General features: G+C 38.4%; 20 protein-coding genes, 1 tRNA gene and 1 pseudogene. 12 read left to right on the top strand and 10 right to left on the bottom strand.

Annotation, left to right across the window (positions count from 1 at the left end; genetic code table 11):
• The first annotated feature begins 164 nt into the window (after window positions 1–164).
• Entirely contained in the window at window positions 165–842 is a 678-nt protein-coding gene (locus tag BW142_RS01535) for a glutathione S-transferase N-terminal domain-containing protein (RefSeq protein WP_076923666.1), read from the top strand.
• A gap of 54 nt (window positions 843–896) precedes the next feature.
• Here the strand turns inward: BW142_RS01535 and BW142_RS20815 are convergent.
• Window positions 897–1,133: pseudogene (locus tag BW142_RS20815) on the bottom strand (sodium-independent anion transporter); the annotation flags it as partial.
• Window positions 1,134–1,754: 621 nt separating this feature from the next.
• Between BW142_RS20815 and BW142_RS01530 the strand changes: the two are divergent.
• Window positions 1,755–2,282, top strand: coding sequence for a hypothetical protein (locus BW142_RS01530; RefSeq protein WP_076923665.1), 528 nt, complete (start codon window positions 1,755–1,757; stop codon window positions 2,280–2,282).
• Window positions 2,283–2,551: 269 nt separating this feature from the next.
• On the opposite strand, the gene BW142_RS01525 is transcribed toward BW142_RS01530, so the two are convergent.
• The 7 genes from BW142_RS01525 to BW142_RS01495 all read right to left on the bottom strand — a co-directional run bounded on the left by BW142_RS01525 (window position 2,552) and on the right by BW142_RS01495 (window position 13,053).
• Window positions 2,552–4,270, bottom strand: coding sequence for a SulP family inorganic anion transporter (locus BW142_RS01525; protein WP_076923664.1), 1,719 nt, complete (start codon window positions 4,268–4,270; stop codon window positions 2,552–2,554).
• A 266-nt stretch (window positions 4,271–4,536) separates the two neighbouring features.
• The gene (locus tag BW142_RS01520) at window positions 4,537–5,328 is read right to left on the bottom strand and encodes a hypothetical protein (RefSeq protein WP_076923663.1); all 792 of its coding nucleotides are present in this window, start codon (window positions 5,326–5,328) and stop codon (window positions 4,537–4,539) included.
• Window positions 5,329–5,639: 311 nt separating this feature from the next.
• The gene (locus BW142_RS01515) at window positions 5,640–8,579 is read right to left on the bottom strand and encodes a TonB-dependent receptor (protein ID WP_076923662.1); all 2,940 of its coding nucleotides are present in this window, start codon (window positions 8,577–8,579) and stop codon (window positions 5,640–5,642) included.
• A gap of 623 nt (window positions 8,580–9,202) precedes the next feature.
• Complete coding sequence (dps, locus tag BW142_RS01510; protein WP_076923661.1) at window positions 9,203–9,727, bottom strand: DNA starvation/stationary phase protection protein Dps; 525 nt, start codon at window positions 9,725–9,727, stop codon at window positions 9,203–9,205.
• Window positions 9,728–9,961: 234 nt separating this feature from the next.
• A complete protein-coding gene (locus tag BW142_RS01505; RefSeq protein ID WP_076923660.1) occupies window positions 9,962–10,330 on the bottom strand; it encodes a DUF2237 domain-containing protein in 369 nt (122 codons plus the stop codon).
• Window positions 10,331–10,465: 135 nt separating this feature from the next.
• Window positions 10,466–12,334 carry a bifunctional glutathionylspermidine amidase/synthase gene (gss, locus tag BW142_RS01500; protein ID WP_076923659.1) on the bottom strand — a complete coding sequence of 623 codons (1,869 nt, stop codon included), beginning with the start codon at window positions 12,332–12,334 and terminating at the stop codon, window positions 10,466–10,468.
• Between the two features lie 332 nt (window positions 12,335–12,666).
• Window positions 12,667–13,053: a hypothetical protein gene (locus BW142_RS01495; RefSeq protein WP_076923658.1), complete on the bottom strand. Its 387-nt coding sequence runs from the start codon at window positions 13,051–13,053 to the stop codon at window positions 12,667–12,669.
• A gap of 372 nt (window positions 13,054–13,425) precedes the next feature.
• Here BW142_RS01495 and BW142_RS01490 point away from each other — a divergent pair, with 372 nt between their 5' ends.
• From BW142_RS01490 to BW142_RS01475, 4 genes are all read left to right on the top strand, one after another.
• Entirely contained in the window at window positions 13,426–14,259 is an 834-nt protein-coding gene (locus tag BW142_RS01490) for a mechanosensitive ion channel domain-containing protein (RefSeq protein WP_076923657.1), read from the top strand.
• A gap of 242 nt (window positions 14,260–14,501) precedes the next feature.
• A complete protein-coding gene (locus BW142_RS01485) occupies window positions 14,502–16,574 on the top strand; it encodes a catalase (protein ID WP_076923656.1) in 2,073 nt (690 codons plus the stop codon).
• A gap of 108 nt (window positions 16,575–16,682) precedes the next feature.
• A complete protein-coding gene (locus BW142_RS01480) occupies window positions 16,683–17,153 on the top strand; it encodes a GFA family protein (protein WP_076923655.1) in 471 nt (156 codons plus the stop codon).
• A gap of 100 nt (window positions 17,154–17,253) precedes the next feature.
• A complete protein-coding gene (locus tag BW142_RS01475; RefSeq protein WP_024598852.1) occupies window positions 17,254–17,727 on the top strand; it encodes a VOC family protein in 474 nt (157 codons plus the stop codon).
• 218 nt (window positions 17,728–17,945) lie between these two features.
• Here BW142_RS01475 and BW142_RS01470 read toward each other — a convergent pair.
• Window positions 17,946–18,030 (bottom strand) — tRNA-Leu (locus tag BW142_RS01470).
• Window positions 18,031–18,420: 390 nt separating this feature from the next.
• Between BW142_RS01470 and BW142_RS01465 the strand changes: the two genes are divergently transcribed.
• From BW142_RS01465 to BW142_RS01445, 5 genes are all read left to right on the top strand, one after another.
• Complete coding sequence (locus tag BW142_RS01465; RefSeq protein ID WP_076923654.1) at window positions 18,421–19,410, top strand: fatty acid desaturase; 990 nt, start codon at window positions 18,421–18,423, stop codon at window positions 19,408–19,410.
• A 402-nt stretch (window positions 19,411–19,812) separates the two neighbouring features.
• Window positions 19,813–21,099 carry an amidohydrolase gene (locus BW142_RS01460; RefSeq protein ID WP_076923653.1) on the top strand — a complete coding sequence of 429 codons (1,287 nt, stop codon included), beginning with the start codon at window positions 19,813–19,815 and terminating at the stop codon, window positions 21,097–21,099.
• 404 nt (window positions 21,100–21,503) lie between these two features.
• Window positions 21,504–21,917, top strand: coding sequence for a GFA family protein (locus tag BW142_RS01455; protein ID WP_024598859.1), 414 nt, complete (start codon window positions 21,504–21,506; stop codon window positions 21,915–21,917).
• A gap of 10 nt (window positions 21,918–21,927) precedes the next feature.
• Window positions 21,928–22,377 (top strand): Rid family detoxifying hydrolase, encoded by a 450-nt coding sequence (locus tag BW142_RS01450; RefSeq protein WP_253188788.1) that lies wholly within the window; start codon window positions 21,928–21,930, stop codon window positions 22,375–22,377.
• Window positions 22,378–22,454: 77 nt separating this feature from the next.
• Window positions 22,455–22,676 (top strand): hypothetical protein, encoded by a 222-nt coding sequence (locus BW142_RS01445; RefSeq protein WP_076923652.1) that lies wholly within the window; start codon window positions 22,455–22,457, stop codon window positions 22,674–22,676.
• Here BW142_RS01445 and BW142_RS01440 read toward each other — a convergent pair.
• Complete coding sequence (locus BW142_RS01440; protein ID WP_076923651.1) at window positions 22,656–23,861, bottom strand: MFS transporter; 1,206 nt, start codon at window positions 23,859–23,861, stop codon at window positions 22,656–22,658. The genes BW142_RS01445 and BW142_RS01440 overlap by 21 nt on opposite strands.
• 106 nt (window positions 23,862–23,967) lie before the next feature.
• Here BW142_RS01440 and BW142_RS01435 point away from each other — a divergent pair, with 106 nt between their 5' ends.
• Window positions 23,968–24,759 (top strand): helix-turn-helix transcriptional regulator, encoded by a 792-nt coding sequence (locus BW142_RS01435; RefSeq protein ID WP_076923650.1) that lies wholly within the window; start codon window positions 23,968–23,970, stop codon window positions 24,757–24,759.
• The last annotated feature ends 18 nt before the right edge of the window (window positions 24,760–24,777 follow it).

The following is a 24,777-nucleotide window of genomic DNA, read 5'->3' as shown; positions in this document are numbered from 1 at the left end:
AAGGTTGATATTGCATTCAGCCTAAATGATATTTACGAATGAAGTATCACGAAATACTCACAATTGAATCACGTTTTAACTCCATATTTAACTTATTGAAAACTCAATTTGAACACTCGCTCAAGCTGTGCTTTAATCGTTGCTCAATTATTGAGGAACTTTACATGATTAAATTTTATTTTCACCATACTCCTAACCCAATGAAGGTTGCACTTTTTTTAGAAGAAACAGGCTTGCCGTTTGAACTTGTTCCTCTTGATACTTTAAAAGGTGAGCAACATACACTTGAATTTAAAGCAATTAATCCAAACGCTAAAGCACCAGCAATTGTTGATGGTGAAACGCGTGTGTTCGATTCGAATGCTATTTTAATGTACCTTTCTGAAAAATATGGAAAGCTAGAAGGTAAGAGCGATGACCGCGCTGAAATGCTGTCGTGGTTAATGTTTATCGCATCTGGTTTAGGTCCGTATTCAGGGCAAAGTGTTCACTTTAGACATATGGCACCAGAAGGGCTTGATTACGCGGTTAATCGTTATTTACGTGAAGCGCAGCGCCACTACGAAGTACTTGATACACATCTTGAAGGTCGTGACTTTATTGTGGGTGATACATACACTATTGCTGATGTTTCTGCTTGGGGCTGGATTGATAAAGCACCGGTTGTATTAGGCGAAGAAGGTTTAGCACCGTATCCAAATCTTAAGCGTTGGTTTGAAAGCATTGATAGCCGCCCAGCGGTTGCACGTGCACGCGTAATTGGTACTGATGTAGCATTTAAAAAAGAGTTTGATGAAGACGCTAAAAAAGCGTTTTTCCCTTCAAATTACCCAAAAGTATAAAAAGTACTTAATACTAAACAGCAGAGCCAGCTAGCTGATCTGCTGTTTAGTATTTTATGGATGTGTGAGCGCCTCTTTATTTTCATCTGCCACGAATAAATTAACTTCCTCTGTATGCTGGCTTACGCTATTTCTTTTTAGGGCGATGTATAGGTCTGAGTGAATGTATATGCCCTCTGTTCCTGACTTCATACCGGCAATTTCAAATCATGAGAGCAGCTGGCGTTTTCTGCCTGCAAGTTCAAGCCTTATATCGCGCTTTTTAAATATAACGTCGAGGTCGGCAATGATTGGTATTTTCTTTTATGTGATTAAAGTGATTGCTAAATTAACTGGCATGAGGTTGAACACATGGTTCATCCACAGTAATTTAAGCATAGATCCAAAGAAATAAAAAACGGGCCTTCATGAAGTTATAAGTATTCACATACAAATTATTTAGGCTAACTTAAAGCCATATATCCTAAAACTTGACTCCGAGGGTATGCTATTAATTTAACACCTTGTTGATAGCTAGGCTTATCAACAAGGCGATACTGAATTATTAATTTTTAGTTGCTTCGAGGTTTGAAATATTTTTTGTATATTCTACACGGTGATTTATATGGACATTAATTATTGTAGTGCAGAGTTCGCAACAAAAATAATAAGGTTATAATAATCGATGAATTTAAATAGGTACTAAAAGTATTAAAAAACAAAGGATAACCCCTCCACCTCTAATTTACACGTAAGCTTATTTACTTTGGGAGTTGAGTTATTACTCGTCAATCAAGTTGGTGTTAGTCTTGCAACTGCTTTTATGATGATAAAGTGAATTTATTAGTCGTATTTTCAATTATCAATAATTTTTATTAATTAGTGTTAGTAGTTTTACTAAACCACTATTTATTTAATGCGGAGATAATAGCCATGAAAGCGAATATAAGCAGTGGAGATAAAGCCACTAAAGTGGGCGGTATTTTTAACAGCGAACATAAAGCTAAAGCAACCTTTGATATTTTAAATAATGACGAGAACTTTGTAAAACAAAGCATAAGGCTAATTCCACCTCACGATCAACATTACGATGAAAAGGTCGAGCCTGAAGATAAAAAAATTGCTAAAACTATGTTGAAATCACACTTAGTATTTGCCGTAGTTGGTCTTGTTGTTGGTGTGTTCATTGCCAGTATACTCTTTTTATTAGAGTTTGAATTTTTACAACAACACATCCTAGAAACATATGTTTCGATAAGTATTCTTTGTACTTTTGTTGGTGTACTAATTGCTGGAGCTTTTTCGTTAAGGCCAGATCACGATGATTTGATCAATAATATAAGAGAAGCAACTCGCTCGGGTCTGTGGGCGATTGTTGTACATACTGATTCCCACGAGGAAATGGAAAAAGCAAAAGATCTTATGCAGCCACACGCTGTATCAATATCGACGACTTTATAATGCTAATTGATTTAATAATTTAACCAACAAGGTTGTATAGTAGCGTTGTTGGTTAAACCGTATTATAACTTAGCTGCTCTATTGACGTGACTTCATTATCAGAAGCCTGTTAAGAATTTAGTTATTTTAGCCCATTAAATAGCTTATGTAGTGAATTGAAAATAACTTACAGGGCAATCAGGGGGCTTAGCTGTTTAACGAATAATAAAATACAGTGACTCTTTTTTATTTTTATTGCCGTTTATAATTTACAACACGGCTAATTCTTCCTAATTGGTATGAGCTTCAAATAAGGCAACTTCGTCGGTAGGCTGGCTTACTCTATTTTTTTGTAGCGCAACATATAGATCGGAGTGAATATATATACCTTCTTTTCCTGACTTCATTCCTGCAATATCAAACCACGAAAGTAGTTGGCGTTTTCTACCTGCAAGTTCAAGCCTTATATCGCGCTTTTTAAATATAACGTCGAGGTCGGCAAGCATGGCCATTACGCTTAAATCTAAGTGAGTAAAGCAGGGCACAGCGTCAATTATTACACATTGGGTGTCGCCTTTTTGCCTTGCGTATTGCTCAAGTAATCTGCGTTTAAAGTAGCTGGCATTAAAGTAAGTTAAAGGTGAATTAAAGCGATAAATAAACACGCCTTGCACTGCTTTTGCTTTATCTGTGGCGTCTAAGCTTCTTACTACACCGTTAACATCTACGCCGAGTATATTGTCGGTTGGGCGCATAACAGTGCGAATAAATTGAAATAACCCCAGTAATACAGCAAGTGTGATCCCTGGTATAACGCCAATAAATAACACCGCAAGTAAGGTGGCTGAGGCGAGATAAAATGCCTGTTTATCTTTTCGTTTTAATTGCCAAACAGCTTTTAAATCGAGTAAATGAACAGAAGCAATAATAAGTACAACACCCAGCGCTGCGCTTGGAATAAACTCAAGCGGGGCTGTTAAAAAAATGGCTATGACCGCAATAATAGCTGCTGCAATTATTGATACTAACTGCGTTTTACCACCCGTTGCATCGTTAACTGCGGTGCGAGAGTCGGCGCCACTAACTGCAAAACCTTGCGAAAGAGCTGACGCTATATTGGCAATACCTAGCGCTCTAAATTCCTTATCGGCGTCTATGTCGTAGCCATTTTTAGCAGCAAAGCTGCGGGCAGTTAGCATCATACTTACAAAGCTCACGATGGCTAAGTTAAGTGCGGGTACCACTAGCTCACGAATAATTCCTAAATCAAAAACAGGAGTATTAAAAACGGGAAGTCCGCCAGTTACGGTGCCAATAGTTTTTATATCAAGTTGTTTTAAATCAAAAATCCATACCAAAATCGCACCAAATGCAATGGCAAACATTGATGCCGGCCACGTGGGTTTTATGCGTTTCATGGCAAAGTAAACCGCCAATGTGAACAAGGCCATTAACAAGGTGGGAACATGTGTTTGCGCTAGGTATGTGGGTACACCACCTAGGCGTTCAAGTAGGTAGCGCTCGTCAAAGGTAAAACCGAATACTTTAGAAAATTGACCAACAATAATAGTGATGGCTACGCCATTTAATAAGCCCATTAAAATAGGTTTAGATAAAAAGTCGGCTAATACGCCTAGCTTAAATTTACTAGCTATAAAACACCAAAAGCCGGTCATAGCGGTCATGGTGACAACAAGTTGCCAATGTTTAAAGCTGTCACCTGCAGCAAGAGGGGTTACTACGGCTGCAATAACGGCGCAGGTGGCGGCATCAGGGCCAACTATTAGTTGTTTGGAAGTGCCAAAAAGAGCATATAGCATCATTGGCAGTATGCAAGAATATAACCCTACGGCGGCGTTAACACCGGTTAGTTGTGCGTAAGCAATGGCAACAGGTAAAGCTACGGCAGCTACCGATAGCGCCGCTCTGACATCATCAGCAAACCATTGTCGCTCGTAGTGCAGCAATGTATCTAAACCCGGCATAAAATTATATAAACGCGACAGCACTGCAATTTTCCTGTTGGTGGTAACGCTTCGATAGTAAATTTAATAACAAAATAAGTATAGCTAGGACGGTGGTTATTTTAATAAATTGCAGGTGATTATTTATCAAGATATTAAATTTATAATTTGGCAGAAAAGTTAATTATAAAAGTTAATGCTCCTGAGGCGTTTGTCTTTTTAGTCAGATTATGTGCATGGTATTAATCTACTGATATCGAACGCCTCTGGAAATAACCAAATCTAAAATCTAGTTTTTAAATTTTTTAAGATTATTTAGCTCCACATGCCGGATATAACTCAAGTACTTCTGTTACTACTTGTGCAAATAAGGCTTGTTCTTGCTGTGTTAAATCTATAGCAGGTATAAATGGCATTGTGTCTGTTAATTCTGAGGTAATGATTTGATAAAAGGTCATCGCTGTAAGGACATTGCCTGCATAGGATGCGTGATTACCGTCGGCACTATGAAGGGTTATACTAGGCATTATTTCTAATACTCGATTCCATACAAAGCCAACAGGCGCTATGCAGCTAGGTTGTTTTTTACTGATTGATAAATGGAGGTCGTAAACCAGCTTTGCTTCTGTGGGATCCCCTTTTTGAGGATGCTCCGGAAATAAAATTGGTGTGATTTTATGCTCTTTTGCGTTCGAGATTAATCGCTCAGTTGCACTCGTAGGGTAGTCAGTCGAACCTGATTGTGAGTACTTTTGTCCTTGAAAAATAGCATGACTCCAATTATCACTTTTTAATTTATCGACATTCGCATCTACGGCGACTATTTCATCTAAAAATCGGCCACTGACAGTCATCGTTTTAACTGAAGTGTTAGGTAATTGCGCTGTAATAATCGTATTTAATAATCCCCCTAACTGCGAACTATGGCTATTTCCATAGATAATTATTTTGTAGTCATTTAGGGGACTGTTGTTAATGATTGCTGTTGATTTTATTATTTCAGTATTTACAGCCACTTTTGTTTCACTTCCCCCAGAGCCGCATGCTGTTAATAATAGTAATGATAATGTGATTGATATTGTTGTTATATATTTTAGAGACATTGTTAATCCTTTTTCGTACCAATTATGAGTACGGCATTTGGAATACTAGACACTTTATAACCAAGTCGCAAGGTTACTTGGTTTTGGTGGAATTTTTATGGTGTTTATGTTGTGCGCTAAAGGTGATGTTCAGGAGGTTGATATTGTTTACACGGTAGCTAAATTTTAGTTTGGAGTATTATTCAATGATAATTTTATTGCTTTAAATAAATATTCAGTTATAAAAATTGTGTTGTGTTTTAACAAAAGTGTCATTTTTTTATAGACGTAAAAAAGCCTGCATAAAAGCAGGCTTTAGTTTCTAGGGAAAATTAAAATTTAGCGCGAATACCAAAGCTGTAACGGCGATCCGCTTCAGTGTACTTCCAAGCACCACCTAGTTCAGATAGGTAGATAGAAGGCTCACCCGTTAAGTTAGTCGCATTACCTACTAGCGTAATGTTTTCGTTAATATCCCAGCTTGCAGAGAAATCTAACTGGCCTCTGTCGTCACGATAGTTATTACCGTAAACAGTGCCTTCTGCTGAAATACTGCCGTCTGAGTTAATATTTTCTACACGTTTCTCGTTTTCAGTATCTAAGAAACTGTCACGGTAGTTATAAGCGATACGAGTAGAGAACCCTTCGTATTCCCAAAATACTTGTAAGTTGTACGTATTTTTAGAAATATCTAATAACGGGTTTCCGTTTGGTTGTTCGCTGTCTGCATACGTGTAGTTTGCATTAATACCTAAGCCAGAAAATGCACCAGGTAAGCTTGTGAAGAACTGTTGGTAACCAACTTCAAAGCCTTGTACTGAGCCGTTTTCGCCATTTACATTTTTAACTGTATCGATACCCGTTAGTCCTGCATCACGCAAGCCTGCAACATGGTTAAAGCCATCTGCATCTACTGGGAAGTCTGTTGCATCTGAGTAAACTAGGTTGTCTTGTGATACACCTGCAACGTCAAGCTGACATACTTGGTTCCACTGAGTTACGTTTTGACCTGTTGAAGTGCTTGATGCAGCTTGACAGCTACTTTCGTTACTTAAGAAAGACTCAACATCTTTATAAAATACTGCGAAAGATAGTACGTTACCTTCATCAAAGTAATGCTCTACAGATAAGTCGTATTGCGTTGCGCGGTATGGTTCTAAATCAATAGAGCCTTGCGTTGCACCTGTAATGTCGTTATTAACGTCAAACGCAGGACTTAGCTCGCTAAAGTCAGCGCGTCGCATAACTTTTGCAGCAGCAAAGCGGAATAATGTTTCGTCTGAGTAGTTATACGTTACGTTTAAGCTTGGTAAAAAGTCGCTATAGTCATTGTCGCCAGTTACTTTTTCGCCGTTAAGGAACACGCTTGATTCTAAATCTGTAGTCACATAACGACCACCCACAATTGCAGTAATGTTATCAAAGTCTAAGTACGCTGATACGTACACAGCAGCTGTATCTTCAACTACGTTACGGTATGCGCTTTCTTGGAACTCTTGATTATCTGAAAGACTGCCTGTTGACGCTAGGTTTGTGCCTGCAAGTAACTGCTGAAGTTGAGCATAAGTATTTGCTGGGTTAGATAAACCGTTGTAGCTTAAAAACGTTAGTAGGTCGTTTTGCCCTGAATGACCTAATTGGTCAAATGAGTTGTCGTGGCTAACTGTTGTGAAGCTATTTGAAAAAGCGGCGTTGTAGTCATCAACCCATAAAGTAGCTAATGAACCATCTGAGTCGTTAAATGCATTTTTGTAAATGTCTTTAATTTCTACTTTGTATTGCTCGTATTCGTAATCACGGTTAGTAACACGTACACCTGCTTTTACTTTAGACACCCAGCTCAAGCTGCTGAGTGGCTCAAACATTTCAACATCAAAACGAATAGCTGTTTCGTCATTATCTGTTCTTCTATCTTCACTTTTAAACGTACGTAGTGCTAAGTTTTGTGGGTCAGTAAATGCATTTGGATCTGAATGAATGATGCTTGGTAATTTATTACCGTTTTGAGAAAATGCACCATCATATAAATGGTTTACTAAATCAACACCGCCGCTTGCTTCAAATGTTGATTTTTCGATTGGGCGAAGTGTAAATTCAGAATCTGGTCTTACACTTTCTGATGATGCTACCGCAATTTCACCAGAGATTTTTATACTGTCAGTAAGGTTCCACTCTGCACCAAGTGCATTTGAAAATGAGTCGGTTTCACGAAAGTCACTGTATGTTTTAGGAATACCAAATTCGTTGGTTAACGTGTAATTATTTACGCCGTTAGCATCTTGAGTTGTATTTGCATCTGTTGATAGTGAACCTGCAACACCTAATATAGAGTTACCACTTTGCTCACCAGAGCGTTTAGTGCCACTTAAATCTAGATACACCATGCCATTACCAGATTGCGGTGCCCACTGAAGTGATAAATTTACAGCAGTACGTTTACGTTGTTCTACGTATTGTTCAACACTGTGCTCGTCTCGTACGATAGCGTTGCCACTTGATGTATTACCTTCTTGGCCATTAATTTCGATGTCTTGAGGTTTAACACGGCTAGACGTTTCATCTTGACGAATTTCGCGGTCTTGAAACGAAAACATAGCAATGGCACCAAAGGTACCCATTTCATCAAAATCCCAATTGTTACCAAGTGAACCGCTAAAAATAGGCGCTACTTTTTCTGTTTTATCAGCGTACTCACCATCTAATGAAACAGCACCAGTTAGTTTATCTAGCTCTAATGGGCGAACCGTTTTTAGACTAACTGTTCCGCCTAATGCACCTTCAATCATATCGGCAGTAGGAGACTTAACTACTTCTACTGTTTTTAAGAAACTTGATGGGTAATCTTGTAAGCTAATACCGTCACGAGAGTCACCAATAGTAGAGCGACCATTTAATTCAACACGGTTTTGAGGTAAGCCACGAATCGAAACACTGTCACCCACACCAAAATCGGTATTAATAGATACACCAGTAATACGTTGCAGTGCTTCTGCAATATTATTATCAGGTAACTTACCAATGTCTTCAGCAACAATCGCATCTACAATACGTCCGTCAGTACGCTTAAGCATAGCGGCGGCTTTCATACTACCTAGCATGCCTTTTACTTCAATAACTTCAATATCTGCAGCTGCTGTTTCTGAAGCTGTCGGAGCCTCTTGCGCTGCAATAGTAGAAGAAGCCATTAATAAAAGGGCTGCTGCACTGATTGTTGTAGAGCTACTTCTTTTATGTTTATTAATTAATGTTGAAGTAATTTGATTGAGTTTCATGTATCTCTCCCGTTTGGGTACGACTTACGTCATTGTGTGTGTTGTCACTTGGTTTGGTTAACCAATTTAACTACTGTTTCCCTGTAGTGTGTCATACAGGTGGTATGGTTGAAATTAGTCCAATTCAGCTTTTATTACAACCTTTGTTTACCAAAAATTCACAAGGTGTATTACAAAGTGTTCTTTTATTTTGCTTATATTTAATAAATTTAATGGCTTATGCTGTATTTTTATTTTTTATATTTTGAGTGAATTTTATTGAAGTATGTTTACCAAAGGCGTTTTTTATATTATTTGTACTATTAAATACATTTTTTAGTACTGTTTTTAAATTTTATGTCGTACTTTTATACGTATTTAGTTTGTTTTTTAAGTGATGTTAAAATGATAATATGTTCATTGAAGGTTGGGTATGGCTTATAAATTTACGAAATAGTGAGGAGTATAAAATCATTCAATTTTCTATTGGTTATTTTTTTTGGTAATACCAATTTTCTATTGTTTTTATATTAATTTTGTATTAGAGCTTACTGATACATATCTATATATGATAATAAATAGAGTGATTTTTACGCAAAAAAAAGCCCAGCATATTAATGCTGGGCTTTCTTAGATTTAATATATTAGCTTTTTAGCTCGCCTGTAGATGATTCTAAATGGGCTCTAATAAACCACTGAAATTGCTCTAGGTCAGCTAATTGGCTGGTGATCATATCTTCAGACACTGGATCTAGCTCAGAAAGAGTCTCAATTGCTTTGCGATGATCGGCATTAACGCCGTTGTATACTTTATCAAGTGCGGCTAAATGCTCGGTTACTAACCCTTTACCTACTGAGTATTCGTTCCATGTACGACGATCTACAATAGATTTAGGCGTACCGACAGGTACTCCACCAAGAGTCGCAATTCGCTCTGCAATGGTATCTGTCATTTCGCGGACAATGTCTACCTGTGGGTCTATCATTTCGTGTACGCCAATAAAGTTTGGTCCCACTACGTTCCAGTGAATGTGCTTTAAAGTAAGCTGTAAGTCTATCAATGCAACCATGCGGTTATCGAGCTTTGCTATTGTTTTTTGAGCTGATTCGTCACTCATACCTGGCGCGGTAAATTTAGTTGTTTTGTTTGATTCGTTATTGTTACTCATAATTTCTCCTACTTAAGTAATGTGTTGCTCATATAAAATGTTGCGTTATGAGCGTGACTTAAACTTAATGAAGCAACTGCTATGCCGTAAGTGAGTTTTTTAAAAATAACCTTAAAAACATGGTGTTATGTTTTTTATTGAGGTTTTAGGTGATGAAGGGAGCATTTGATTTTTGAAAAGCCTGCATACATTTGTAAAATCTGCAGACTTTATTTTAATAACGCTTAAGTGAATTTAAATTTTGGCTATATACTCATGCGCTTTTAAAACATCGAACGGTACTATTTCTAGCGCTTTTTTATTTGTGGCTTCAAGTACCACTGGCGGCGCGACATTAGCCGAAATTGCATGCAGCCACCTTGCTGCACATAAGCACCATTTATCACCGGCTTTTAAACCTTCAAAATCGTAAAGAGGGTTTGGGCTTATTAAGTCGTTACCTTGCGATTTTGAAAATTGTAAAAAATCGTCAGTCATAATTGCACATACACTGTGATTCCCAAGATCTGATTCTGGTACATAACAAAACCCTTCACGTGTGTAACCACCATTACCGCAACATAGTTTTAAACGTGTGCCAAGCACATTAAATTGATTCGCCATGAAATACCTTAATTTGTGGTGTTTGATAAATTTACTCTATCAGGAGTAACTCGCTTGAGATAGCTATAAAACTTAAAAGAGGGAAGGGGATTACACAAACTTAAGCCCGCAGCAAAATTGCGGGCTTAGTATTATTTATTTAATACGCAGTGCCATACAATCGCTATGGCCGTTTATGATCATGCTTTTATCAACGCGTACGCCACCACCAGAGTATTTTCCGGCAGCTGTAAAACTACATATTTGTACAAAGTAATCATCAACTTTAGGCAGTGCAAATAACTGTTGATATATTTGGTCTTGCTCTGCAAAGTGCCCAGTTGTTTTTTCTATAACTTGCTGCTGTTCATCAAAAAGTTGAATATTAGCGCCACAGCGTCCTACTATTGGTTTAACTACATACCCGGTTTGTAATAACTCGTCGTTAAGATCAAACGCGGTATTAAGTAAATATTTATGATTAGGGAATAAGCTCCACAGTATTGGCAAAATAGCTTTGTTACTAGGAATTAATGTCCACAGCGGTTCAAACACCATGACATTTTTACGCAGTAATACATCAACTAAGCGTGGCGTTTCACCAATTTTGAATTGTGGTTCAAAGTTATCACCTAATGATTGATCGGCTTCGCATTCTTCACGGATTTGATCAAGTGCGGTTTCCCACGACCATGTTTTCCATACATAACTCAGTTGTGCGCCATCTGCATCTATTATGTTGCCCGATTCATTCCAGCGAAGTGTGCTTAAGCCAATTACTAACTTACACTCAAAACCAGCTGCTTCAATGGCTTCTTTCATAAATAATGCATGGTAATGCTCTTCTGGTTCATCATCTTGCAGAATATGAACAAGACCTTTTACCTCACTTTTACGCCATGCCTTTACTAGGTCTTTAAATAAATTTTGGCCTGCATCTACACCTGTTTTAACACCAAAGTGTTTTGCCCATTTACCCTGAACCTTACCGCTTTCCATATAACACGATGCCGAATCGCAATTGTATTCGTAAACTTTTAAACCTGCTGTGGTTAGAGCAAAGTCAAACCGACTGGTAATTAATTGGTTTAAGCGGTTATCCCACGATTGGCGAATTTTATTAAGCACAACATCGGGTAAATTGAACTTTTTTAATAACTCAGGGTGCTGCAGTACATAGTCGGTTGCATGCATAAATAAGCCATGTAGCTCATTTGTAGCATGCTCAATGCTTTGCTGCGCCGTTTGAGATATCGCAAAGTAATTATGTTGATCCTCAGCTACTGATGTAAGTTTATGGCCTTGCATCATTTCTACGTAGGCAGCTTCATCGTCATTCGCAATATTTAACCATGACTTGTTTGCTTGGCCTGTATCTACTGCTTTATGGGCTTCTATAATAAATAAGTCGGTGTTTAGCTCTGACGTTGGCTCAGCATATTCTGTTTCATCAGTTTGTGTCATCCAGCCTAAAATAGTGGCGTCGCTGTAAGAGCACTCAATCCAATAGTCGCCATCTTTAGTTACTTTTGCTTTTAGTTCACGACACCAGCTTTGACCTTTTGGCCATATTTGGTGTCCTACATTTTGCTCAGCAAGGCGTATTTTATCTTCATATACTTCAACAACGACAGCAACATGGCCTGTTTCTTCAAACTCGCCGCCTTCTTCCCAAATAAGTAAGCTACCTACCTGAGGATGATGTTTAGCACCGTTTTTAAACGCGTTTAGTGGCAGTCTGTTTTGACTATTTACATCGCGCACAGAACGCAGCTCAAAAATATCGTAAGCCATAGCAATATCATCAAAAATATAACTATGGTTGAGATACATCCATCGACGTGCAAACTCAACGCATTGCCATTTATAGCCCATGTAAATGCCATCAAGGTAACTACGAAAGGCGCTACGATTAGGATAAATACTTTCGTCAGCCGTATCATAATCAGATGAATAAACAGCAACATTACCAGGTGCATAACCTAATAAGGTACCAAAATCACTAGCAGGAGCAGAAGATTTCATAAACAAAGATGTTCAAAATAAAGGTGTGATAATTTGCTGACTATATGAGCGAAACTGCGTTATAGCAAGATATAAAATATGTTTTTACGAAGGGGGGATAAGTAAAAAATTACTCATTCATTAAAGAGTGAAAATACGGGAGAGTACTTTTACTAATAGTGTTAGGTTTGGTGCTTTTTTGCCTTTTAGCTAGTTGAAAGTTAGTAATATTTTTGACGTAATTATTACTGTTTAAAATTCAACTAAAAAATGGAGAAGCTATAGGTAGCTTCTCCATTTTTATTATTCATATTTAGTGCTTTTTATAATGTTTAAAGCAGGTTAACGCGCTGCTAAATCATTTCAGCGTCTATATGGCGTATAAGGTTTGTTACCCAATTAACATACTGACGGTGAATTTTTTTGCCGTTGTAGTTTAAGTTAATTGAGTCTTTATAGTTGATTGAGTATGCCGTTTTGTCATACGCAATATCGATTGTTAATTGGTGTGTGCGAATATCCAGTACACCTTTTATTTTACCTTCACTCATAGGCGTACACTTCCAACCAAGCTGAATACATGCTTTTAGAATACCTTTTTCTACGTCAGCTTCACTGTTGGTAATTGTTGATGTTTGCGGAATAAGGTTTTGTTCAAAGTCTCTTACTGCAACAGATGTTGAACAACCAGCAAGTATAGTAAGTGCTGCCGCTGTAAGTAAAATTGAGTACTTTTTCATAATAATCCTTTGTTTTTAATTTCATCCAATTGTGTTGTCTCGCCAATATATGCGCGCTTAGGTGAGATTATCGGTAAATTTATAGATGAGTGCCAGTAATAATTAGAAAATTAAGAGAGTTAACCGAGATTTATCTCGGGTATTAGCTTTATTTATGAACTAGTTGAAGTTTAATTATTTAAGCTATAAACCAAGGATTGAAAGCAAAATTATGGGTGAAAGATTTACGTGAGCGATAACATGTATTGAGGGTAACGCTCTTTCTTTATGTTTTAAATTACTCCTATAGCCGTACTTTAGTTAATTTTTTGTTAAACTGTTGCACTTAGTATGGATTGAAGCTAGTTAAAAGTTTTTAAAACAGGAAAAACAATGGAAGACATAATAAACAACATTGATATTAATCAATATTTACCCGCTGCAATTACGTGGGCAACCAACATATTACTGGCGATTGCAATTTTACTTGCGGGCTTGTGGTTGGCAGGCAAAGTACGCAATTTAATTATTGGCTTATGCCACAAATACACTCACCTTGATGACACGCTTTTTCGCTTTTTAGGCAGCATGGCTCGATACATCATATTAGCGTTCGTTATTATTGCTGTGTTAAATCGCTTTGGTGTACAAACAGCTTCTATTATTGCTTTACTCGGTGCCGCGGGACTTGCTATAGGCTTGGCGTTACAAGGTGCAATGTCGAACCTTGCAGCAGGCGTTATGTTGCTAATATTTAGACCTTATAAAGTGAATGACTTTATTGAGGCAGCAGGGCGCTTTGGTAAAGTAACTGAGGTCGATATGTTTACTACTATTTTACAAACGTTCGATAACCAACAGGTTATTATTCCAAATAGTCAAATTTGGGGCGCGCAAATTATAAACCATTCACATCATCCAATTCGTGGTGTGGATATGCATTTTGGTGTTGCTTACGGTGAAGATACAACGGCTGTACGTAAAGTTATAGATGCCGTACTTGAAGCGCATCCACACATACTAAAAGACCCAGCTCCTTTTGTTGAAGTAGAAACACTTAACAACAGCTCAGTAGACTTTTTAGTAAGACCTTTTTGTAAGGGCGAGCATTACTTCGATATTCTTTACACAGTGCCAGAGTTAATTAAAAAAGCACTAGATGAAAACAACATCGAAATACCTTTCCCACATCGTAAAGTTATTTTAGTTAACGAAAGCAAAGATTAACTAAATTTAAAATGATTTAAATCTAAGAGCACTTTTAAGTGCTCTTTCTTTGTCTGAAAAAGTTACATACCTGTGTAACTTTTTCTTTTATAAACCACCTCAAATACTACATTGTTATCTGTACAGCCCTTTCTTACTAGGTTGGATGGCTGGTCTTTATTTTGCATTTGCATAGTCGCTTTTAGCTTTAAAGCTCATAAAAACTATTGACCCATTAAATCAAACTGTATGAAGGACTAAACATGGCTGAATCATTTAAATACTCAGGTAATAAAGGGCATGGCGGCGAATTGCATCAAAAGGCGTCGGACGAATACCCTACCATGACCACCGCGCAGGGCTGCCCTGTAAGCGACGATCAAAACTCATTACGTGCAGGTAAGCGTGGCCCAGGATTATTAGAAGATCATATAATGCGCGAGAAGATCTTTCATTTTGATCACGAACGCATTCCTGAGCGAGTAGTGCACGCTAGAGGTTATGGTGCACACGGATATTTTGAAACTTACGACACACTTGAAGATTTAACCTGTGCGGATATTTTTCAGCGAAAAGGTGAAAAAACGCCAGTGTTTACTCGCTTCTCTACGGTTGCAGGTAATAAAGGATCGCCAGATTTAGCACGTGATGTACGCGGTTTTGCGGTTAAGTTTTATACCCAAGAGGGAAACTGGGATTTAGTGGGTAATAATATACCGGTATTTTTTATTCAGGATGCAATGAAGTTTCCTGATTTAATTCATAGCGCTAAAGCCGAGCCTGATCGTGGTTTTCCGCAGGCGCAAACAGCACATGATAACTTTTGGGATTTTGTGAGCTTGTCACCTGAGTCAATGCACATGGTTATGTGGGCAATGTCTGATAGAGCTATTCCGCGCTCGTTGCGCTTTATGGAAGGCTTTGGTGTTCATACCTTTAAATTTATTAATGCCAAAGGCGATGAAAAATTTGTTAAATTTCATTGGAAGCCAAAAGGCGGTATGCAATCGGTAGTATGGAACGAAGCACTTAAGCTTAACGGCGCCGATCCTGATTTTCATCGCAGAGACATGTGGGAATCTATTGGCAATGGCGACTTCCCTGAATGGGAGTTAGGTGTGCAAGTGTTTGATCAGCAATTTGCTGATGAATTTGAATTTGATATTTTTGATGCCACTAAGCTTATACCAGAGGAACAAGTGCCAGTTCAAATTGTTGGCCGGATGGTGCTTGACCGTGTTGTAGACAACTTTTTTGCAGAAACAGAACAAGTTGCCTTTTGTACTCAAAATATTGTACCAGGGCTCGACTTTACGCCCGACCCGTTACTGCAAGGTCGTAACTTTTCATACTTAGATACTCAAACTAAGCGTTTAGGTGGGCCTAACTTTACGCACATTCCGGTCAATGCTCCTAAATGCCCAATGCGTCATTTTCAGCAAGATGGCCACATGGCAATGCACAATCCAAAAGGGCGTGTAAATTACGAGCCAAACTCGTGGAGTGGCGGTGAAAATAACCCGCGCGAATGCCCTGCACATGGCTTTAAAAGCTCAAGCGAGCCTGAAGTAAGCGGCGGTGATAAACTGCGTTATCGCTCAGAAACATTCAGCGATCACTACAGTCAAGCTCGTCAATTTTATTTAAGTCAAACAGAGGTAGAGCAGGCGCATATTCAATCTGCGTACGTGTTTGAGCTTTCTAAAGTTGAGCATTTACCAATACGAGAACGGTTGGTATCGCACTTGTTAAATATTGACGAAACCCTCGCAAATAAAGTGGCCGAAGGACTTGGCTTGCAAGAAATGCCAGACCCAGCTGAATCTGCTATGCCAACACGTAAAGACTTACCTGTGTCTGATGCGTTAAGTATTTTAAAAAATGCGCCAAATACATTCAAAGGGCGTAAGTTAGGTATTTTAGTGAGTGACGGGTTTGATGCAGAAATTTTTGAATCGGTTACTAATGCACTTGAAAGTGAAGGCGCAAACTTTGAAATTATTGCCCCACAAGTCGGCGGTGCTAAATGCAGTAAAGGTAAGCACTTTAAAGCAGATCAGGTTATTAATGGTGGTCCATCGGTTTTATATGATGCGGTACTTGTACTAACCACCGAAGAGGGAGCTAAAAAACTAGCTGCCATTGCAGAAGCCAAAGACTTTGTAAGTGATGCATATGCACACATGAAATTTATAGGCTTTACAAATGAGGCTAAGCCTTTATTTAAAGCGGCAGGACTTGATGGAAAAGCAGATAATGGTTGGATAGATTTAGAGGCACATTCAGCCGATAAATTTATAAATACATTGCGTAATTTAAGATATTGGAAGCGCTAGTCGATATGGGTTAGTGATAAATAAAACCACAGCATGTAAGTGTTGTGGTTTTTTTAAGCTCACCTAGCTAAGGTATTAGTTCAAGCCAACAATAAAATTGGATATATTATGAAGCTTAATGGCGCTTGTCACTTTGGTAAAGTGGTATTTACAGTCAACTCAAAACACCCTTATCCTTACAATTTATGTTACTGCTCTATTTGTCGTAAAACCGCAGGGAGCGGCGGTTTTGTTATTAACTTGAACGCGCAATACAGCACGCTTGAAGTCACAGGGCGTGAACACATAACTATTTATCATGCAAAAATAGGCGATAAAATCAGCCCAGCAGAGCGTCATTTTTGTAAGCATTGTAGCGCTAACTTGTGGTTATACGATGCACGTTGGCCTGAGCAAGTTCACCCCTTTGCAGGTGCAATAGATAATGAGTTACCCATACCGCCAGAGCGCACTCATTTAATGCTTGGTAGTAAAGCAAATTGGGTAAATGCGCCCATTAATGAAGGTGACAAGCAATTTGAAGAGTACCCTGATGAAAGTATTGCTGCTTGGCATAAGCGTTTAAACCTCGAAAAGTAACGCAATTTTTTGTATGAGCTAAGCTTAAATTTAGGGGCAATTAAACGCATATTTAGTTAATTAAATATTAAAAATCACCGTGTAAGTAAAGGAGAATATTATGGCAGTCTCAGCAATACCAAAAGGGTTTCATTCAGTTACACCTTATTTAATTATGAATGACGCACAAAAAGCGATAGATTTTTATTGTGATGCATTTAGTGCAGAACACGTAATGCAAATGCCTTTACCTGATGGTGGAATAGCCCATGCAGAAATAATAATTGGTGATTCGCATATTATGCTTTCAGATATTGGTTCTGAAGAGTATTTAAAAAGTCCAAAAGAACTCGGTGGTACAGCGCTAAGCCTTATGCTTTATGTTGAAGATGTTGATACCGTATTTAAAAAAGCAATTGAGCTTGGTGCAACACTAATAAGACCCGTACATGACCAGTTTTATGGTGATAGGACAGGCACGCTACAAGACCCATTTGGTCATATATGGATCATTGGTACACACAAAGAAGATGTTAGTGACGAAGAGTTAAATAATCGAATTGGGGATATAACAAATCAAGAGCAAGATGCATAATTAGCATGCTAATCAGATTTATGTACCTCCCTAAGATATGCCGAGAGCTTTAATGGAAGGCCTATAGCTTTTGCTTCAGCTGAGCTAGGTTTCATCTTGTTATCGAAACCGTTTTTCACCTCAGAATAGCTCATTTAATTAAGTGAATTGGTATAAATTACTAGTTAAATTTTAGACATAAAAAAACCTCAGCCAATAATTAGCTGAGGTTTAAAAAGTGGTACCAGCGGCCGGACTCGAACCGGCACTCCTTTCGGAAGGGGATTTTGAATCCCCCATGTCTACCAATTTCATCACGCTGGCATAATTTTTCTTTAATCTTTTAAATATAAAAAATAAAGAAAAACCACTTAAAATAAAAAGGATACTTATATACCTCTTATTCTGTATCCGCATTATACAAACAAAAGAGGGGGCGGCAAGCCTTTTCTTTTATTTGCATAAACAACTGGTTGATAATTAATCGTTTATAGTAAAGATACTCAACAGGGAATTTTTTTAAGTCTTTTTGGCTGATACAAAAAGCGAATGTTTTAGGTTATGAGTGCTATTAAACTTGTTATGCGATTGAATACGTAAGCAATTGAACTATTGGTAATAGTTAATCGTATTACAATAATTATTCCTGCTTTATTCCGATGTTGCGTTTAATTCAGGTATTATTTGTACAACAAGGTTTTTAAGACATTACATATGACTCAATTAAGTGCCAAGCAGAACATTCAAGCGATTGTTAAAGCAATTAAGACAGAAGAAGTATCACTTCGTCAAAAGCACCCATTACTTGCACATCAAAATACCTTAGGGTTAATTATTTTATTGCTATCGCTTAGCGCATTAATTGGTGTTGGTGTTTTATATTATTTAGCCATCATACCTGCTTGGGTATGTATAGTACTTGCGGCTATTGCGGCGTCTATTTCCCATGAATTAGAGCACGACCTTATACATAAACAATACTTTAGTAATCAGCCGTTCATGCATAACTTTATGATGCTAACTGTATGGTTAATGCGGCCAAATACTATTAGCCCATGGTACCGACGTAAAATGCATTTACACCACCATAAAAGCTCAGGCACACAACAAGACCTAGAGGAACGTTTGGTGGGTAATGGTATTAAAAACCCATTTTTACGTGCGCTAGTTATTGTCGATGGGCTATTAGGGTTAGTTATTTCTACTAAACGTTTTAGAAAAGAAATTAATGGCTTTAGTTTTTCGAGTGTTTTTAATGCGGGGTTTCCGATAGCGACTGCGCACTTCACTATTTTATATAGCGTTATTTTATTTCATACCGTTGATTTATTTATACCACTTTCGCTAAATTCACCTAGTTGGATACTAAGTTCAATGAAGGTGTTTGAATTTTTAATGGTAGTGCTTATTGTGCCTAATATTATTCGCTCAAGTTCACTTAATTTTGTTACCTCAAGCATGCATTATTATGGTGGTGTTAATAATGTGCTCGAGCAAACCCATGTGCTAACGAGTCGTTTATTTATGCCGTTTCATTTGTTTTGTTTTAACTTTGGTAAAACGCATACTATCCATCACTTTGTGCCAAATCAGCCGTTTTATTTACGCCAAATGCTAAGTGAAAAAATACTTAAAGTAATGCAACAGCACAACGTGCGCTTTAACGATTTTGATAGCATTAAAGATGCAAATGTATTTAAATAACTCCCGCCAACATTAGGGGAGGTTTTACGTTGCTATTCTTATTTTATAATTTGAATAGCAATTATGTACCAAGTCCATCAATCGTTTACTCTCCCTACTTACCATTGCGCTTACTAAAACCTACTTTACGTGCGTTGGTTGACTATTCAATGCTATTTTTAAATCAATCAAAACAACAGTGGTAGGCTTAATTACCGTTAAATATTCAAACTAAAAACTGATAAAAGCCAGTTAGAAGTGAAGTGGCCCCCCATAGTTGGGCATCTAGCTTAAACGGTATTGATTATCGTGGAGCCTTCAGTAATAGTGGTTATAGAGCGAACTAATTATGTTCTCAATAGTATATAAGGGCTCGTGCTCATCAATATTATAAAACCAATAAATATAATAAGGACAAACAGGATGAAAAAATCACTAATTTCAATAGCGCTGGGCTTTGCTGCCCTTAGTGCGCTTAATGCCAATGCAAACATTGATCAGCAAGTGAAAAAGGTAGAGCAACAGGTTATTGATTGGCGACGTGATTTTCATCAAAACCCTGAGCTTGGAAATCGCGAAACCCGCACCGCAGGTATTGTAGCTAAGCACTTAAAGTCGCTGGGTATGGAAGTACAAACGGGGATTGCTTTTACAGGCGTTGTGGGTTTATTAAAAGGTGCAAAGCCAGGTCCAACAGTAATGCTACGTGCAGATATGGACGCGCTTCCAGTTACTGAAAAAGCCGATGTTGATTTTAAATCAACTAAAACCACTAATTACCGTGGTGTAGATGTAGGCATAATGCATGCTTGTGGGCACGACACGCACGTGGCTATGTTAATGGGCGCAGCCGAAGTATTAGCAAATATGAAAGATGAATTGCATGGCAACATCATGTTTGTGTTTCAACCTGCAGAAGAAGGCGCACCAGAGGGGGAAGAGGGTGGCGCTGAGTTAATGCTTAAAGAAGGCATATTTAAACAATACAAACCAGAGGCTGCTTTTGGATTACACATAACCTCTAGTTTGCACAGCGGTAAAATTGGTTATAGAAGTGGCCCTGCAATGGCCAGTGCAGACCGATTTGAAATAACAGTACATGGCAAGCAGGCACACGGCTCTGCACCGTGGACTGGGGTTGACCCCATTGCCGCAGCAGCGCAAATAGTAACAGGCGTAAATCATATTGTTAGTCGCCAAATCAACATTACCAAAGAGCCTGCTATTGTCTCGTTTGGTAAGATAGCGGGTGGGGTACGTAATAATATTATTCCTGAAGAAGTTGAAATGGTAGGCACAATTCGTAACTTTGATATGGATAATCGTGCACAAATATTTGAAAAAATAAAAACCACAGCCACGCACATTGCTAAATCGTCAGGTGCAACTGCAGAGGTACACATTCACGAAGGTTATCCGGTAACGATTAATAACCCTGAGCTTACTGCGCAAATGTTACCTAGCCTTAAAAAAGCAGCAGGTAATGGAAACGTAGTGGAAATGGGAAAAATAACCGGCGCAGAAGACTTTTCGTTTTACGCATTAGAAGTGCCGAGTGTATTTGTATTTTTAGGCGGCACACCAAGTGAGCAAGATTTAAATACAGTGGCTAGTAATCACTCACCTTATTTTTATGCCGACGAATCGTCGTTTAAAGTAGGCACTAAGGCGCTTAGCCTGTTAGCTGTTGATTATTTAAACGCACATTAATACCAACTCGCAATAATACATAATCAATTTGAGGGATTAAACCGCACGTTAACTTCGTTAAAAATATCTCATATAGAACAACTAAATAACGAAATTTTTGCCTTGTTATCGACACGGTTTTCTTACCTCAAAATAGACAACTTAATTAAGCGAATTGGTATAAAAATAGCTTAAACACACCACGTTACGCTATTAGCTTAACGTGGTATTGCTGTTTTATTTAAAACATCGGATCATGTTTGTAGCACTTGCTCAACTTTTAAAAAATCACTCTAAAAAATTAAAAATCTAACCGAATATAAAAATGAACCAGCGAGCAGTTTTTTTATATTTTAAAAATAATGAATCGATATTGCCGGTCTTATATCTCGATTCAATCTTCATAAGCATTAAGGATTTAAATAATGGAAATTACTGGAAGCTGTTACTGTGGTGAAATTAAATACCAAGCAAAGTCTCAAAATAACAACGCACTTGTTTGCCATTGTAGCGATTGCCAACGTATGTCGAGCGGCCCATTTAGAGCAGTTATAATTGCAGAGCCAAACTCGGTTGTGTTTACCCAAGGTGAGCCAAAAGAGTTTGTTAAAACAGCCCAAAGTGGTAACAAGCGTGCGCAGGGCTTTTGTGGCACATGTGGTACAACACTTTATGCTACAAATGCAGAAAAAGAAGGTCGTGTTTATGGGTTGCGTATTGGTGCGGTTGATCAGCGCGATGAGTTTAAACCGTCTGCACAAATTTGGTCACAATCAACGCTTACATGGTTAAATAATTTACACGAAGTTCCTGCTTTTGAAACCACACCACAAAAATAAGGTAAGCCAGATGATGAACTCACTGATGAAAACAGCCTTATTAGCAAGCGTACTACTTACTGGTTTTGCGCAGGCAAAACCCAGTAATGTCGACTTTTTAAATACAGGCAAAGCTAATCCTAACTTACCATTTTCGCAAATAGTAAAAGCTGGTAATACGCTTTATATGTCGGGGCAAATAGGGATTAACCCTGTAACAGGTAAGTTGGCTAAAGGCGGTTTTGAAGGTGAAACTAAACAAACACTTGAAAATATTAAACGCACTTTAGAGCAACATAACTACAGTATGAGCAATATAGTTAAATGCACCGTTATGCTTACCGACATAAACGACTTTAAAGCATTCAATGCCATTTACACCCAGTATCTTAGTGCGCCGTATCCTGCACGTAGTGCTTTTGCTGTAAAGGCGTTAGCGCTTGATTCTTTAGTAGAAGTTGAATGTATAGGCTCACTTTAAATTAAAAGTTAAGTTTTCTGAAATTTTATTTGCTAAAAGGCTGTCTATTTGAATAGTTACACAACAGAGGAAATATTATGTGTAGTTCACCTAAAAGCAGCCGGGCAGTTAAAAAAACAGCCATTAGTTTTAATGATGAGCTAACTCAAGAGCAACGCCTACGTTTTGCCGCAAAAGCTAATTTAGCACAAGAGCGCCGTGAACAGCGCGAAGCAACTAATAAACGCTATGAGCAAAAACACACGAGTAACAAACCTTCGTCTGGCCTGTTTTCGTGGTTACAGCAACTCGTTAGCTGATTTAGCTAAAGTGGTGTTTTTACCACTGCCTAAACCACATAAAGCACACAGTACTCCGGCAATAGCGCACAGCCATAATGGCGCACTCCAACTTCCCGTAGTTGTGTGTAATGCACCAGCTAGCATAGGCCCAATAGCGGCAAGTAAATAACCTACACTTTGCGACATACCAGAAAGCGACGCTGCTTGTTGCGAATCGTCAGTTCGTAAACTAATAAACGACAACCCCAATATAAAACACGCGCCAGAGCAAAAACCTAGCATTAGGGTCCAAACAAAGGCAAAGTTAGGCATATAGAGTAGCCCCAACGCGCTAAGCGCACTCAACATGGCTAAAATAAAGCTAAGCGCGCTTTGATCTTTTAATTTAGCAAGTAACGGAATTAATATTAAACCCGGTAATGCAGTCGCTATTTGAAAAGCACCATGATAAGCACCCGCTTGGGTAGCTGAGTGACCTGTTTCGGTTAATATGCTTGGTAACCACGTAATAATTATATAATTTAAAAATGAGTTTAAACCCAATAGCAGGGTAATTTGCCATGCAAGTAAATAACGCCATACACTTTTTGAAGTGTTAGCGTGCTGAGCAATTTTCGCGGGTTTAGTATGTTTACTTAATTGCGATATCCACACAATAATACTCGCCAGAGTGATAATGGCTGATGAACCCAGCGCAAGTTGCCACCCTAATCCGTTTAGCTGGCTCAGCGGGAATACTAAAGTAGAAAATCCACCCGATACCACGCCCATAGTAAGCACGTAGGCTGAGGTCATTAACGCGACCTTTGCAGGAAAGTCGCGCTTAATTAAACTCGGTAATAATACGTTTGCTATAGCAATACCTACACCAATAATAGCGGTACCCACAAACAGCATGGCTGAGGTATTTATTACCCGCGCTGCAACCCCTGCAAGTATAAATAACAAAGCCACAAACAAGGTGCGCTCTAATCCTTGCTTTTTAGCAAGAGTTGCGGCCATTGGCGATACAACCGCAAAGGCAATGAGTGGCAGTGTTGTTAAAAATCCAGCTTGCGAAGCACTTAACCCAAAGTGATTAATAATTTGTTCAAGCACAGGTGCAATACCTGTAAATGTTGCACGTAAATTGGCGGCAATAAGCAATATGCCAAGTACTAGCAATATGCCAGCAAAGCGTGATTTAGGTATGTTATTTAACAAAAGGGAAGACCATTAAAGCTAATACTTAATGGGCGCTAGTATAAATGCTTAGCAAAAACTATAATTTAGAGATAATGACATTAAATAACTAAAAACAGACAAAACTATGTTTGATGCAATTGGCTGGGACGACATTAAAAATTTTGAAACTATGGCGCAGCCCATAATAGCCAAAATAGAGCACGCCCATGCAAGTCACGAAATACCACTGCATACCCATCCTAAAGGGCAATTAATTTTAGCCCTGCATGGTTATGTAACCTGCGAAGTGTCGGCAAAAATGTGGATGGTGCCTACGCACAGTGCAATTTGGATCCCCGCACAAAAAGTGCATAGTAATAGGGCGTCTGATAACGCAAAGCTCTGTCATTTATTTGTTGATAGTAGTAAAAACGGTATGCCGCTAAATACGTGTACATTAGCCATTACGCCACTGGTTAAAGAGCTAATGTGCGAGTTGGCTGGGCATAATCAGCACTATGCTTTAAATAGTAAAACAGCACGTTTGGCGCAGGTGTTATTTGATCAACTTATCGACATGCCTGTACAGCCACTTGATTTTGTATTATCTAAAAACGAGGTAATTCAAACCATGAGCGATCAGCTTATAAACATGCCAAACAATCGAAAAACATTACCACAATGGGCTAAGCAGTTTGCATTAACTGAGCGCACATTAGCGCGGTTAATTAAAAAAGAAACCGGCATGACATTTGGAAAGTGGCGTACGCAATTGCATATAATTACAGGCTTAAAAGCGCTTTCAGATAAGCAAAGTGTGCAGCAGGTGTCGGAGTTACTAGGGTATGAGTCGGTGAGTGCATTTATTACTATGTTTAAAAAGGTAATGAAAAAGTCGCCCATGAAATACATGAGCGACTTAAATCAGTTAAATTAGCTTAGCCCTTAAATAAGC

This window comes from Pseudoalteromonas sp. EB27, from assembly GCF_001974875.1.
GTDB lineage: Bacteria > Pseudomonadota > Gammaproteobacteria > Enterobacterales > Alteromonadaceae > Pseudoalteromonas.
Note: the sequence above shows the minus strand (reverse complement) of the source record. Positions and strands in the feature narration are given on the sequence as shown.